The organism is Paranoxybacillus vitaminiphilus (assembly GCF_003259935.1).
In the GTDB taxonomy this organism is placed as follows: Bacteria; Bacillota; Bacilli; order Bacillales; family Anoxybacillaceae; genus Paranoxybacillus; species Paranoxybacillus vitaminiphilus.
In genome coordinates this window covers 317536-331826 of record NZ_QLMH01000001.1, presented here as the reverse complement: position 1 = coordinate 331826, position 14291 = coordinate 317536, and the positions used below count along the sequence as shown (strand labels likewise).

Below are 14291 nucleotides of genomic sequence, written 5' to 3'. Positions count from 1 at the left end.
TCTTTAAAAATAGGGAACACACGTTGTGTTCCCCATTATATTTACAAATTACTTTCTAACTTGATTCATAACTTCTTCAGCAAAATTGTCTTGGCGTTTTTCGATGCCTTCTCCCACTTCATAGCGGACGAAGCTTTTTACTGTCGCACCGTTTGATTCGACAAATTGGCGAACTTTCATATCTGGATTTTTTACGAAACTTTGCTCAAGCAAGCAAATTTCTTCGTAAAATTTGTTCAAACGGCCTTCAACCATTTTTGCAACGATATTTTCCGGTTTTCCTTCGTTTAATGCTTGTTGTGTTAATACTTCACGTTCGCGTGCGATTTCTTCTTGAGAAACTTGGTCGCGAGAAACGTATTTCGGACTAATTGCAGCGATATGCATAGCAACGTCTTTCGCTACTTCTTCATTTGTTGTTCCTTCTAATAATGTTAATACGCCGATGCGGCCGCCCATATGCAAGTATGCACCAAATGCAGCATTTTCGCCTTTTTCCACAATTTCAAAGCGGCGCAATGTAATTTTCTCACCGATTTTAGCGATTGCAGCATTGATGTGCTCTTCAACTGTTGTACCGTTATCCATTTTTTGTTGAAGCGCTTCTTCAACTGTTGCAGGTTTATTTTTTAATAAATGTACCGCAAGCTCTTTTACTAATGTTTTGAACCCTTCGTTTTTTGCTACGAAGTCTGTCTCAGAGTTTACCTCTAAAATGACTGCTGTATTGCCGTCAATTTCGATGAGTGTAGTACCTTCAGCAGCAATGCGGTCAGCTTTCTTCGCTGCTTTCGCGATTCCTTTTTCACGAAGCCAGTCGATTGCTTTTTCCATATCACCATTTGTCTCAGTTAACGCTTTTTTGCAGTCCATCATACCTGCGCCTGTTTTTTCGCGCAATTCTTTTACCATTTGAGCAGTAATTGCCATATACTGTATCCTCCTTTGTAGCTTACGATATGTATAGAAACAAAATTCGCATAGCAAATTTTGTTTAAATATTAGTATAACCAGCCATTCGATTTTTCTGTCTCAAAAAAAGGTGATAAAAGGCTTTCCCCTCTTATCACCTTTCAAATGAACCATTACTCAGCAGCTGTTGTTGCTACTGCTTCCTCGCCTTGTTTTGCTTCTAAAATCGCATCGGCAATTTTAGAAGTAAGAAGTTTAACAGCACGAATCGCATCGTCGTTTGCCGGAATGACATAATCGATTTCATCCGGATCGCAGTTTGTATCAACGATACCTACGATTGGGATGTTTAATTTGCGTGCTTCCGCAACTGCGATGCGCTCTTTACGAGGATCGATGATAAACAACGCATCTGGCAATTGTTTCATTTCTTTAATGCCGCCTAAGAATTTTTCTAAACGCTCTTGTTCTTTCTTTAATTTTACAACTTCTTTCTTAGGCAATACATCAAATGTGCCATCTTCAGCCATTTTTTCAAGATCTTTTAAACGTTTGATACGTTTTTGAATGGTTTCAAAGTTTGTTAACGTACCGCCCAACCAACGTTGGTTAACATAGAACATGCCTGAACGTTCTGCTTCTTCTTTCACAGATTCTTGTGCTTGTTTTTTCGTACCAACAAATAAAATTTTACCGCCGTTTGCAGCTAACTCTTTAACGAAATTATAAGCTTCTTCTACTTTCTTCACAGTTTTTTGCAAGTCGATGATATAAATTCCGTTGCGCTCTGTGAAGATGTATTTTTTCATTTTTGGGTTCCAACGACGAGTTTGATGTCCGAAATGAACACCTGCTTCAAGCAATTGCTTCATTGAAATAACTGACATTTATCTTTTCCTCCTAAATTTGGTTTTTAGTCCTCCGCCCACTTCATCTTTAAGCAAGACTGTGTGAAACAGCACCATTGCTTAAATCGATGAGCGTGTGTATTCACACCATACTAAAATATATCATAACTGATACTGACAATCAAGCTATATTTGCCTATGTTTGCCGAAATTTCAATAACAATTCTATTTCTGTTTTTCCTTTTTCGAGAATTCGTGCAATTTCTTCGATTGTTTTCCCCTGTCTATGCAATTGGAGCGCCTGCTGCATAATCGATTGCATCTCTTTATTCGCTTCTATCTCCTTACTCGAATCCAGCTTGCCATATGTGATGTGAGTCGTACTTATATCCACTTGATCTTTTATTTGTTCAATGTTTGGCAAATAGGGCGGCAATACTGCCTCTTCTTCCTTTTCCTCTTGGTCCGTTTTTTCGTTTTTCAATTCAATGCGGTTTAAGGTTTTAGTTAATGTATGAATAAACTTTTCGTTTTCTTCTTTAAATTCGAGTAAATATGCAGCAATCGCTTCCTCCATATCTTTTATCATTTTCGCCTGCTTTGTTTCCATTTCTTTTACCTTTGAAAATTTAAGCAATAAAAGTATGATAAAAAAGAAGGAAATAAGATGAAAGATAAAACTTATTACAAGCAAAAGTGTACTCATCGAATCCCTCTATCCGGTAAAATCTATCATTGTTCCTTTATATGGATGATTTTGTTTTGCCGTTTTCATTTTTTTGTTTGTCTGAAGCTGAAGCGGGTTTCCTTCCTTTTTCCAGCGTGCTTCTGAACTTTTCTCTTTTGCTGTTACCTGACGCCTTTGCAGTTCCTCTTTCTTTTGTATGCTAGCTGCCAGTTGAGATTGCATGAATTGTGACTGCTGAGCCATCTGCTCTTGTATTTTTCCTATATCATACGTCCTCGGAAGTGCTACTTGTAATTCTACCAATTTTAAACTCATAATCGGTATCACTTCCTTATAAACTAAATTTTTACTGTATGAAACTTATATCATTCCTTATAGTACTTGTTCAAGTATTTTCCGCATTTTAAATATTGCTTTTGCATGAATTTGTGAAATTCTCGATGTGGAAAGCCCCATGATTTGTCCAATCTCTGTTAACGTTAACTCTTCTTTATAAAACAGACTTATGACGAGCTGTTCTTTTTCGCTTAATTGCTTAATCACCTCAGCAAGCTGTAAATTCAGTTCTTGCTTTAATAGCTGTTCTTCTGGAGAAATCGACTTTTCATCACGAATCGCAAATTGGAGTTGTTCCTGTTCCTCATCGTCTTTTGCAGGTTCGTCAAGAGAAAGAACATTGGCAAAAAAGCTTTCATTCATCGTCATATATACCTCTTCTTCTGTCATACATAGCTCGTCAGCTACTTCTTTTGCGCTTACCGTCCGCATATATTTTTGCTCAAGCTTTTCGATTGCCGCCTCAATTTTTTTCGTTTTTTCCCTCGTGCTGCGCGGCAGCCAGTCTTCTTTTCTTAATCCGTCAAGAATGGCGCCACGAATTCGGAAGGAAGCGTACGTATCGAATTTTAAATCGCGCGAAGGATCAAATTTCTCCAAGGCATCATAAAGCCCCATTAATCCAAGGCTTATAAGTTCCTTTTTGTTTATATTTTTTGGTAAAGAAGCAGAAATGCGTTGCACATGGTAATGAACAAGTGGCATATATTTTTGAACAAGTTCATCCCCAGCTTGCGGATCGCGGTGATACATCCAACTGTTCCAATATTTCTGTTCCTCGCTTGCCGAGATGTTTGCCATTATTAGTACTCCTCCTCCTGAACCCGGGACTGATCCATAAGTGCCTGACCTCACATGTCTTTCATCATATAAGCCCTAGATTGTATTTTCGGGTCTGACGCTACTTTGTTGTTGGATCAGCCACATTCTATATAAGTTCAGAGTGAAAAATCGACATCAATAAAGTGTTTAAGTTAGGCAAAAGAGCAGTTGAGACGTTTTATATATGTCGGAAAATCAATCTGCATTTATATAGTGTTCTCAAGAGTTGTTTCTTCTGTACCTAGATATAACAACTTTGTTCCACTAGATTTTCATGAGCAACGTCCATTCACGCTCTGTCGCCCCGGTTTAAAATCGTTTAACCACTTCTTCCCGTTGACCGGAGCCACATTCTTGTAAGTCAAGAAGCTGCAAAAGCTAATGAATCATTAAACATATTCGTTTTATGTCCTACGCTGATCGTTTAACATGTTGCGAATATATTGTGCAACTTTTTTGGCTTCCTCATCGGAAAGGCTGTTGAGCAACTGCTCGATTTCATTTTCCTTTTGAACAGGTGGCTGTGAATTCGCAATTTTTTTTACTTTTCCTTGATCAGCTTTTATATACGCAAACATCCATCGAAAAATATAGCCGATCAAGAAAAATAAAATAAAAGTGATAAACGAGCGAATAAACGTAGTTAATATCGTATTCCCCGTAAAGGAAAGCAAGAAAACGATAAAAAATCCAAACAGTCCAAGCAATAAGTTAAATATCCACGTTCCTGCCATTATATCTCTTGTACCCCTTGATTGACTGTCCGAATAGACAGCAGACATGTTCTTGGATTAAATTCAATCGTACGCCCGCTGCTTCCTCCTATATCTTCGGCCACAATTGGAATATTGAGACGACGCAATTGCTGTTTAACTGCTTCCACATTTCTTGGACCAATTCTCATGATATCCGAGGTGGCTGTACTGAACTGAAACATTTGCGCTCCACCTGCTAATTTGGCTTTTAATGCATTTTTCCTTCCACCCTCTTTTATCACACGTTCTACTAATGCCTCCACAGCTGTATCAGCATATTTTGCAATATTCAATTCGCTAGATTTAGCAAGCTTTGAATCTGGCAGCATGACGTGAGCTAAACCCGCTACTTCTCTTACTTGATCGTAAATAACGACACCAACGCATGACCCTAATCCAGATGTGCGTATAACATCGGGTGATTTTACAACATTCATATCCGCTATTCCTACTTTTACTATGTTTATCACTTCGCTCATCTCATTTCCACACCTAAAGACCGAAACAACGGTGCAAATGAATCTGGATCAGGGAGCAGGAAAAAGTGGCCGTTCACGCTGTCTTGTACTTGATCTGCTTCATAAAGTGCGGTGTCAACCACAATCGCAAAGTCGCCAACACGGGAAAGCTCAATTAAACCATACTGTAAAATTGCTCCAATCATATCAACACTTAAAGCGGGAACAGAAGGATATAGCTTAAGATTTGTAAAATCTGCCAATGCAGAAAGGTAAGAGCCAGCTAAAATATTTCCCAACTCTTGTAAAGCAGAGATGCCTAATTCACCAAACTCTTTATACCCTGTCATTTGCTGAATAAAACGCTCTGCCTGTTCCAAAGACAACATGAAAAACATATTTCCTGATACGTCTCCTTCAATTCGCAAAAAAACGGAAACAACAACATTCTCTGCGCCGCCGACCAACTCCATCATTTCATCAAATGAAACAATGCGCACGTCCGGTACATTCATCTCTATTTTTTTATTTAATAACCGGGAAAGTGCAGTCGCAGCATTTCCTGCCCCAATATTTCCGATTTCTTTTAAAATATCCATGTGGTCGGTATTTAACTTGTCAAAATAAGGCATCGTCTAACACGACCTCTCTTTTATTTTGCCGCTTTCAACTGTCGATTGTTCAGTATCTTTTCTAAATTAAGCAAAATTAATAACCGTTTTCCTATTTTAGCTACACCGTTTATATAATCTACTTGAGCTGTATCCATTACTTCCGGTGCAGGCTCGATGGCATCTGTTGGTATATCAACGACATCATTTGCCGCATCAACAATGAATCCAACCTCTATTTCATCAAGTGCAACAATAATGACGCGCGTATTTTCGGAAATAGCCGCTTCCTCAAGCCCAAAGCGCGTCCGCAAATCAATAATGGGCGTAACGACTCCGCGTAAGTTGATAACTCCTTTTACAAAATTCGGTGTTCTCGGAACACGTGTAATATGCTGAATTTTTTCGATGGAACGAACTTGTTGGACAGATATGGCATATTCTTTATCTTTCAGTTGAAACACAATCACTTTTAGCTCCGTTCCTTGAAGTTCCGTCATCCTGTTTACCTCCCTTGAGAAGCAAGGTTGTTTTTCGCCTAGTCGTCATTTTTCCCGACTAGGCGAAACAAATATTTACTTAATTAACGCATTACAATCAATGATAAGAGCGACTTGACCATCACCAAGAATCGTTGCACCCGAAATGGCAAAGACATTTGTTAAGTAATTCCCAAGTGATTTTAAAACAATTTCTTGTTGACCGATAAATGAATCAACGACAAGACCAGCCATTTTTTCACCTTTACGAACAATAACAACCGACACAAATTCTTCTTCTTCCTTATGCACAGGAATCTCAAAAATATCTTTTAAGAATAATAGAGGCACTACTTTTCCACGGAAATCAATCACTTTTTGATTATGAGCATGTAAAATGTCTTCCTTCTTTACAATTGCTGTTTCAATAATCGATGACAGCGGGATCGCATATTTTTCGTTTTGGATCTCTACAAGCATCACAGAAATAATCGATAATGTAAGCGGCAGTTGAATGGAAAATACCGAACCGACTCCTTCATAAGAATCGATTGTGACAGAGCCGCCGAGCGATTCAATTGTATTTTTTACAACATCCAAGCCAACACCGCGTCCGGAAACATCAGAAATTGTATCAGCTGTTGAAAAACCAGAAGAAAAAATCAGTTCATAAACTTGCTTGTCAGTTAAACTTGCGGCGTTTTGTTCGGAAATGATTCCTTTGCTAATCGCCTTTTTCAATACTTTTTCGCGGTTAATTCCGGCACCATCGTCTTCAATTTCAATAAAGACATGGTTGCCGCTATGATATGCTTTTAACTTTACCGTTCCTTCCTCCGGCTTTCCTTTCGCACGGCGTACATCCGGTGTTTCAATACCGTGGTCAATTGCATTGCGCAAAAGATGGACAAGCGGATCACCAATTTCATCAATGACGGTTCGATCAAGCTCTGTTTCCGCACCGATAATTTCTAAATTCACTTTCTTTCCTAAATCGCGCGCCAGCTGGCGAACCATGCGCGGGAAGCGGTTAAATACCGTTTCTACCGGCACCATTCGCATATTCAAAATAATATTTTGCAAGTCTCCGGAAATACGCGACATTCTTTCAACAGTTTCTTGCAATTCAGGATGATTTAACTCTCTTGAAATTTGCTCCAGCCGTCCACGATCAATCACGAGTTCCTCAAACAAATTCATTAAAATGTCAAGACGTTCAATATTAACGCGAATCGTTTTATTACCAGCAGCAGTCTGTCTAGCCGTTGAAGCTTTTTCTTTTTCTTTTTTTTCTTGTTCCTCTGTTTTTTCGCTTTTTTCTTCCGCTTGTGTCAAAGAAGCTTCCGTCCGTTGTAATTCCATTCCTATCTTCTCTAAATCGAGCGGTGTAACAACAACTTCCTCAATCTCTGAAACTTTTATGATACGTTTATATAAATCTTCTTTATTTTCTTTTGAAATAACCGTAATGATAAATTCAGTGTCAAATTGTTCTTGCTCTAGCAGCTCAGCAGGAGGGTTCGATTTTATAATTTCGCCAACTTGTTCAAGCGTTTCAAATATCATAAATACGCGAGCAGCTTTTAACAAACAATCGGCGCGAAGTTTAACATGAACCTCATAGCTTGTAAATCCTTGTTCTTTCGCCTGCTGAAGCACATTATATTCAAAGTCTCCGTATGTTTGTGTGTGTATCGGAGAAGAAGGAGATGGTCGGCTTGTCGGCTCAGTTGCTATCGGAGTTTTTCCTTGCTCGATTAATTTCAACTGCTGAACGACCTCTGTTACATCGCGCTTTCCATCTCCGCCTTCTGCAATCGAATTTACCATTGCTTCCAAATCATCGACAGCGTGGAAGACCACATCAAGTATGTCAGGTGTTACTTGAATTTTATGATTGCGGATCGCATCGAGAACATTTTCCATTTGATGGGTCAAATTAGCCAAATCTTCAAACCCCATTGTTGCCGACATACCTTTTAACGTATGGGCAGAACGGAAAATTTCGTTAACAATTGTGACATCTTCAGGGCTTTTTTCTAATTCTAACAGCTGCTCATTAATCGTTTGTAAATGCTCCTTACTCTCATCAATAAACACTTCTAAGTATTGGCGCATGTCCATAGCTTTTACACTCCTTGGCCATTTACATATTTCATAATCATTTCCGCAATTTTACTCAAAGGAACGACATCATCGATTAAATTAGCAGTAATAGCCGCTTTTGGCATTCCAAAAACGACAGCCGTTTCCTCTGATTCAGCCACCGCCTTTACATATCCGGATTGCTTCAGGTGTTTGAGACCTTCTGTACCATCAGAACCCATTCCTGTCATAATGACCGCAATTTTTTCGTAATCATATAATGTGCTAACTGACTCAAACATGACATCTACAGAGGGACGATGTCCGTTTCTTGCCGGCGATTCATCAAGTTGTACAGCCGGTTCATTTTTTATTTTCGTAACTTTTAAATGAAACCCTCCCGGTGCAATATAAGCAGTACCGTTTTTTAATAGCTCGCCATCTTCCGCTTCTTTCACATGGATTTTACATAATGAATCCAATCTTGCTGCTAATGACTTCGTAAAACCTTTTGGCATATGTTGAACGATAAGAATCGGTGCATGAATCGTTTCCGGCAATTGCGTTAACACTTGTTGCAAAGCCCGCGGTCCCCCTGTTGATGTTCCGATGCATACAATTTTTTTCTTTCCATGTCGAACATTTGCTGAAAACTCTTTTGTTTCTATTTTACTATACTTTGGAAACAGAGAAGAATTGATTTTTTTTACTTCTGACTTTCCAAATGCTCGTAAATTAGCCCGGCTAGCCAGCAACACTTTCGCGATGATTTCGTCTTTTATTTTATGCAAATCTAAGGAAATCGGCCCAGACGGTTTAGCGATAAAATCAATTGCCCCATATTGCATCGCTAAAACGGTATTTTCTGCTCCTTCTTTTGTCGTGCTTGAGAGCATCACGACAGGAACAGGATGTTCCTCCATAATTCGCTTTAACGCCTCTAATCCGTTCATAACCGGCATCTCTATATCTAACGTGACAACATGTGGTTTTAATTCTTTAATTTTTGCAATCGCATCTTGACCATCTCTTGCCGTTCCCACTACTTCGATATTTGACGCTTCTGATAAAAAGTCTGTAATGAGTTTTCTCATAAAGGCGGAGTCATCAACAACTAGTACTTTGACTTTTTCCACTGACTGATCCTACCTTTCTAAAAAGAATCGCCTGAGCTTCGTAAAGAAACTAAAGGAATGCGTTGGTGTTTCCGCATCTGTATTCTTCGACAAATAGCGATCCGTTATTTCCACCATAGCACGACTCACTTTTGTCGCCGGATCAAGCAACAGAAACGGTGTCTGTCTTGCTACCGCTTTTGAAACAGCCCGATCTTCTGGCAACATTCCTAATTTGGTTATTTCTTTACCGAGAAATTGCTTCATTGCCTTTGTTAATCTTATTAATGTTTCGCGCCCTTCTTTATCTGTTTGTGCCCGGTTCACGATCAAGTAAAACGGCATATTTTTTTCAAGCATATGAATATATTTCATTGTTGCATAAGCATCGGTAATGGCCGTTGGTTCAGGAGTTGTTATGACAATAACCTCATGAACAGCCATGAGAAGATGCAGATGATCTTCAGAAACACCTGCTCCCATGTCAAAAATCATATAGTCGTACTCCCGGGAAACAGATTGCAATTGATCAATGAAATAACTCACTCTTTCTTGACTCATTGTGAAAATTTTTGTCAAGCCGGTGCCTCCAGCAATAAATGATAAATTTTCCGGCCCCTTTTTAATCAATTCTCGTATGGAAAGACCTTTATTAAACATGTCGATAATGGTTACATGAGAAGATTGACCGAGCAAAATATCAATATTCCCCATTCCGATATCCATGTCAAATAGTAATACATTAAATCCGCGTCTCAATAACATGAGGGAAAAATTTAACGAAAAGTTCGATTTTCCAACGCCCCCCTTGCCGCTAATGACGGCAATTACCTTTGTTTCCGTTTCTTTATCCACTCGGTTTAGCAACATACGTAAGCTCTCTGCCTGATCTCTCATGTCCGATCGACCCCAAGCAATATATTTATAACGGTTTCTGGTGATGCTTCAACAATATCATCCGGAACATTTTGGCCATTTGTTACATAAGCAACGCCTATTTTACAATCGGCAATTAAATTCACCATTGCACCATAATGGCTCGTCTCATCGATTTTTGTAAAAATCAATTTGTCAACATGAATGAGTGCAAATTGCTCGTAAATTTCCTTCATATCCGATAGTTTGGCAGTTAAAGCAAGCACAAGAAACGTTTCTACTTCATCGTTAAAATCAATGACATCCTTTAAATCTTGCACATATTGGGCATTGCGGAAGTTCCGCCCCGCTGTATCAATGAGAACAATATCATATGCTGAAAATTTTGCTTTAGCTAAGCGGAAATCATTAATGTTGTAACATACTTCCAATGGAACATCTAAAATTTTCGCATATGTTCTCAACTGATCAATTGCCGCAATTCGATACGTATCTGTCGTAATAAAAGCGACTTTTTTGCGATGTTTAATGACACATTCAGCGGCTATTTTTGCTAATGTCGTCGTTTTGCCAACACCGGTTGGTCCAACGACGTTAATAAATTTTTTCTGAAAAGAAATCCCCCCAAACGGTATTCCTTCCAATTGCTTTAACAATATCTCTCTCGTCCAATTGAATGTATGCTCTGCTGGCGCACCAGCACCATGCAAATACCATTTCTCTAACAGCTCCGCCATCACTTTTTGACGTAATTCATTAGAAAGTTCTTGTTCTGTTAAGAGCACGTTTATTTCATGCAATGGACCGGGATATTGCTCAAAATTAACCGTTACATTTGTTGAAAGCTGCTTTAGCATCGACTTTAGTTCACTAATTTCATGAAGCAAATCTTTATCGGCTGCTCCCTTTTGTTCCAATTTGTTTGGCCGTTCACCCAAAAAGGTTGTATTCGGCTGTTTCTTTCTTTTTTCGGTTGTAGGCGATGGCGGCCGATCAACAGCTGCAATCACTTCAATATTTTTTTTAGCAAATAATCCAAAAAAACCGCCTTTATGAACCACTTTTGAATTTAAAATGACCGCATCATTCCCTAATTCAGCGCGAATCATTTTCATCGCTTCAGGCATCGAAGGCGCAACAAATTTCTTTACCTTCATTCAATATTCACCACCCCAACGCTTTGGACTTCAACATTCGCTTCAAGTTCATTGTATGATAATACCGGCACGTGTGGAAAATAGCGCTCCGTAAGCTGGCGCACATACATGCGGACAGCTGGTGAACAAAGCAATATCGGCGTTTGGTTATGAAATGACTGCTGCTCTAATTGAAAGGCAATAGCTTCAATAATAGACTGTGAAATAGAAGGAGCAAGCGATAAATAAGTGCCATGCTCCGTCTGTTGCACCCCGTCAGCAATCTCTTTTTCTACTTTTCCAGAGAGCGTAATGACTTTTAATGTTTCACCTGCAACAGCATATTGATTCGTAATTTGCCGCGCCAGTGCCTGCCGCACATATTCTGTCAGTAAATCCGTATCAGTTGTCACTCTGCCAAAATCGGCTAACGTTTCAAAAATAACCGGTAAATTGCGAATCGACACTTTTTCTTTTAATAATTTAGCTAATACTTTTTGAATATCACCAATAGAAAGCGGATTTGGTGTTACTTCCTCTACTAACACTGGATAAGATTCTTTCAAATGATCAACTAATTGTTTCGTTTCTTGCCGCCCTAATAGTTCATGTGCATGCGCCTTCAACACCTCGGTAATATGCGTCGATACAACAGAAGGTGGATCAACGACTGTGTATCCGAGCATTTCTGCTTGTTCTTTCATATCTTCCGAAATCCATTTTGCCGGCAGTCCAAAAGCTGGCTCGATTGTATCAATCCCCTCAATGGATTCATCTTCGATTCCTGGACTCATCGCCAAATAGTGATCAAGCAATAATTCTCCTCTTGCAACTTCATTTCCTTTTATTTTTAAACGATATTCGTTTGGCTGCAGCTGAATATTGTCACGAATTCGTACAACTGGTATAACAAGACCTAATTCCAATGCCAATTGCCGACGAATCATGACAACGCGGTCCAACAAATCTCCTCCTTGATTGACATCCGCCAGCGGAATTAAACCATAGCCAAACTCAAATTCAATCGGGTCAACATTCAACAAATTGACGACGCTTTCCGGGCTTTTCATTTGATCGATTTCGACTTCTTCCTCTTGTTCCACAGATGAAACCTCTTCTTTCGGTGGTTTCGTTAAATTATAGCCGCCCCACGCTAATAACGCAGCAACCGGAATCGTTAAAATATCGTTAATCGGTGTCAAAAGCCCTAATAAAAAAATCGTTCCAGCTGTCACATAAAGCATTTTCGGATAAGAGAATAGCTGCCGCGTAATATCCGCTCCAAGATTTTCATTTGATACCGCTCGTGTAACAACAATACCTGTAGCGGTAGAAATAAGGAGAGCAGGGATTTGGCTGACAATGCCGTCTCCGACCGTCAGCAGCGTATAACGTTTGGCCGCTTCTGCTACACTAAGTCCTTGCTCGGCCACACCGATGACCATTCCAAATAGCATATTAATGATGACAATAATAATCCCGGCAATCGCATCACCCTTGACAAATTTGCTGGCACCATCCATTGCACCATAAAAATCCGCTTCCTGTGCCACTTTCTCGCGGCGTTCACGCGCTTGCTGCTCTGAAATCATCCCAGCGTTCAAATCGGCGTCAATGCTCATTTGTTTACCTGGCATCGCATCGAGCGTGAAACGAGCTGCTACTTCGGAAACACGTTCAGCACCCTTTGTGATTACGACAAACTGAATAATAATTAAAATAAGAAATATAACAAATCCAACGACGACATCTCCACCGACTACGAACGTACCAAATGTTTCGACAACCCCGCCTGCTTCACCTTTACTTAAAATGGAACGGGTTGTCGAAACATTTAATCCAAGACGGAACAAAGTTAACAACAACAATAAAGACGGAAAGATAGAAAACTGCAACGGCTCTCGTATATTCATAGACGTGAGGAGAACTAAAAGCGCAAGAGAAATATTTATGATGATGAGGACACTTAACAGCCATGTTGGCAGCGGGATGACGAGCATGGCAACAATTAATACAACGCCAACTAATACAGATAAATCTCTTGCAGACATAAAATTTCTCTCCTTAAAACTTTCTACTTTTATCGTTAAATTTTATTTTTCAAACGATATACGTACGCTAAAATTTCCGCTACTGCTTTAAAAAATTCTTCTGGAATGGCATCGCCTATTTCTACTTGAGCGTATAATGCCCGGGCAAGCGGACGGTTTTCCACCGTAACAATATCATGTTCTTTCGCCATTTCTTTCATTTTTAAAGCGACATAGTCAACACCTTTAGCAATGACAACTGGTGCATCCATTTTTTGCTCATCATATTTTAACGCAACCGCGTAATGCGTCGGATTCGTAATGACGACATCGGCTTTCGGCACTTCCTGCATCATCCGCCTCATTGCCATTTCCCGCTGCTTCTGTTTAATTTTTGACTTAATAAGCGGATCGCCTTCCGTCTTTTTATATTCGTCTTTAATGTCTTGCTTTGACATCCGAATACTTTTTTCAAAATCAAAGCGCTGGTATAAATAGTCTAGGAATGCCAAAAATAGCAATGCTGCCGAAGCATACAGCCCCATCTTTACCGTTAAGCCCCCAATAGAGCTTAAAGAAGCACGAAGCGACTTGTAGGTTAACAATAATATTTCATCAATTTGCATCCAAAGAACGGAAAATGTCACCAAACCAACAATGATAATTTTCAATATGGACTTAAGCAGCTCAACAATTGCCCGCAAAGAAAACAACCGCTTAAATCCTTGGATGGGATCAAGTTTGCTTAGCTTCATTTTTAGCGGTTCAGTTGTGAATAAGAACCCTACTTGAATAAAATTGGCAACTAATCCAGCTGCGATCACTGCTAAAAAGATAGGTCCGACAATAAAAACAACTTGTTTTAAAATATCTAAAAAAACGGCATGTACTGTATCAACTGAAAGATCTAACAGCATATATTCTTGGAACGATTGACGAAAAATACGTAATACTTTTTCTTGATATAATTGCCCGGAAAATAACAAAACAAAAAAACCAATGAACATAACAACGGCAGCATTGATGTCTGCGCTTTTCGCAACTTGCCCTTTCTCACGAACTTCTTGACGCTTTCGCGGTGTTGCCTTTTCCGTTTTTTCCCCGGAAAAAAATTGCAAATCGATCTTTAGCAAATTCATA

Annotated in this window: 15 protein-coding genes; all 15 read right to left on the bottom strand. The window is 39.4% G+C overall.

The annotated features are described in order from the left end of the window. Positions 1 to 48 precede the first annotated feature (48 nt). The 15 genes from tsf to flhB all read right to left on the bottom strand — a co-directional run bounded on the left by tsf (position 49) and on the right by flhB (position 14290). On the bottom strand, positions 49 to 930 hold the full coding sequence (gene tsf / locus B0I26_RS01740; protein WP_111643751.1) for a translation elongation factor Ts: 882 nt from the start codon (positions 928 to 930) through the stop codon (positions 49 to 51). 155 nt (positions 931 to 1085) lie between these two features. Next, on the bottom strand, positions 1086 to 1799 hold the full coding sequence (gene rpsB, locus B0I26_RS01735; RefSeq protein ID WP_111643750.1) for a 30S ribosomal protein S2: 714 nt from the start codon (positions 1797 to 1799) through the stop codon (positions 1086 to 1088). A 157-nt stretch (positions 1800 to 1956) separates the two neighbouring features. Next, the gene (locus B0I26_RS01730) at positions 1957 to 2466 is read right to left on the bottom strand and encodes a hypothetical protein (RefSeq protein WP_111643749.1); all 510 of its coding nucleotides are present in this window, start codon (positions 2464 to 2466) and stop codon (positions 1957 to 1959) included. Between the two features lie 9 nt (positions 2467 to 2475). Beyond that, complete coding sequence (locus tag B0I26_RS01725; protein ID WP_111643748.1) at positions 2476 to 2763, bottom strand: hypothetical protein; 288 nt, start codon at positions 2761 to 2763, stop codon at positions 2476 to 2478. 57 nt (positions 2764 to 2820) lie between these two features. After that, complete coding sequence (locus B0I26_RS01720; RefSeq protein ID WP_111643747.1) at positions 2821 to 3585, bottom strand: FliA/WhiG family RNA polymerase sigma factor; 765 nt, start codon at positions 3583 to 3585, stop codon at positions 2821 to 2823. A gap of 425 nt (positions 3586 to 4010) precedes the next feature. Continuing rightward, complete coding sequence (locus B0I26_RS01715; protein ID WP_111643746.1) at positions 4011 to 4340, bottom strand: hypothetical protein; 330 nt, start codon at positions 4338 to 4340, stop codon at positions 4011 to 4013. Continuing rightward, on the bottom strand, positions 4340 to 4840 hold the full coding sequence (locus B0I26_RS01710) for a chemotaxis protein CheD (RefSeq protein ID WP_111643745.1): 501 nt from the start codon (positions 4838 to 4840) through the stop codon (positions 4340 to 4342). The genes B0I26_RS01715 and B0I26_RS01710 overlap by 1 nt, the downstream gene beginning before the upstream one ends. Continuing rightward, positions 4837 to 5451, bottom strand: a complete 615-nt coding sequence (locus tag B0I26_RS01705) for a chemotaxis protein CheC (protein ID WP_111643744.1) — start codon at positions 5449 to 5451, stop codon at positions 4837 to 4839. The genes B0I26_RS01710 and B0I26_RS01705 overlap by 4 nt, the downstream gene beginning before the upstream one ends. A gap of 20 nt (positions 5452 to 5471) precedes the next feature. Next, positions 5472 to 5930, bottom strand: coding sequence for a chemotaxis protein CheW (locus tag B0I26_RS01700; RefSeq protein ID WP_111643743.1), 459 nt, complete (start codon positions 5928 to 5930; stop codon positions 5472 to 5474). A gap of 75 nt (positions 5931 to 6005) precedes the next feature. Beyond that, the gene (locus tag B0I26_RS01695) at positions 6006 to 8033 is read right to left on the bottom strand and encodes a chemotaxis protein CheA (RefSeq protein WP_111643742.1); all 2028 of its coding nucleotides are present in this window, start codon (positions 8031 to 8033) and stop codon (positions 6006 to 6008) included. A 5-nt stretch (positions 8034 to 8038) separates the two neighbouring features. After that, entirely contained in the window at positions 8039 to 9130 is a 1092-nt protein-coding gene (locus B0I26_RS01690; RefSeq protein ID WP_111643741.1) for a protein-glutamate methylesterase/protein-glutamine glutaminase, read from the bottom strand. Positions 9131 to 9139: 9 nt separating this feature from the next. Continuing rightward, positions 9140 to 10006 (bottom strand): MinD/ParA family protein, encoded by an 867-nt coding sequence (locus tag B0I26_RS01685; protein ID WP_111643740.1) that lies wholly within the window; start codon positions 10004 to 10006, stop codon positions 9140 to 9142. Then, entirely contained in the window at positions 10003 to 11142 is a 1140-nt protein-coding gene (gene flhF, locus B0I26_RS01680) for a flagellar biosynthesis protein FlhF (protein WP_111643739.1), read from the bottom strand. The genes B0I26_RS01685 and flhF overlap by 4 nt, the downstream gene beginning before the upstream one ends. Further along, positions 11139 to 13172, bottom strand: coding sequence for a flagellar biosynthesis protein FlhA (gene flhA / locus B0I26_RS01675; protein ID WP_111643738.1), 2034 nt, complete (start codon positions 13170 to 13172; stop codon positions 11139 to 11141). The genes flhF and flhA overlap by 4 nt, the downstream gene beginning before the upstream one ends. Positions 13173 to 13207: 35 nt before the next feature. Further along, complete coding sequence (flhB, locus tag B0I26_RS01670; protein ID WP_111643737.1) at positions 13208 to 14290, bottom strand: flagellar biosynthesis protein FlhB; 1083 nt, start codon at positions 14288 to 14290, stop codon at positions 13208 to 13210. Between the last annotated feature and the right edge of the window lies 1 nt (position 14291).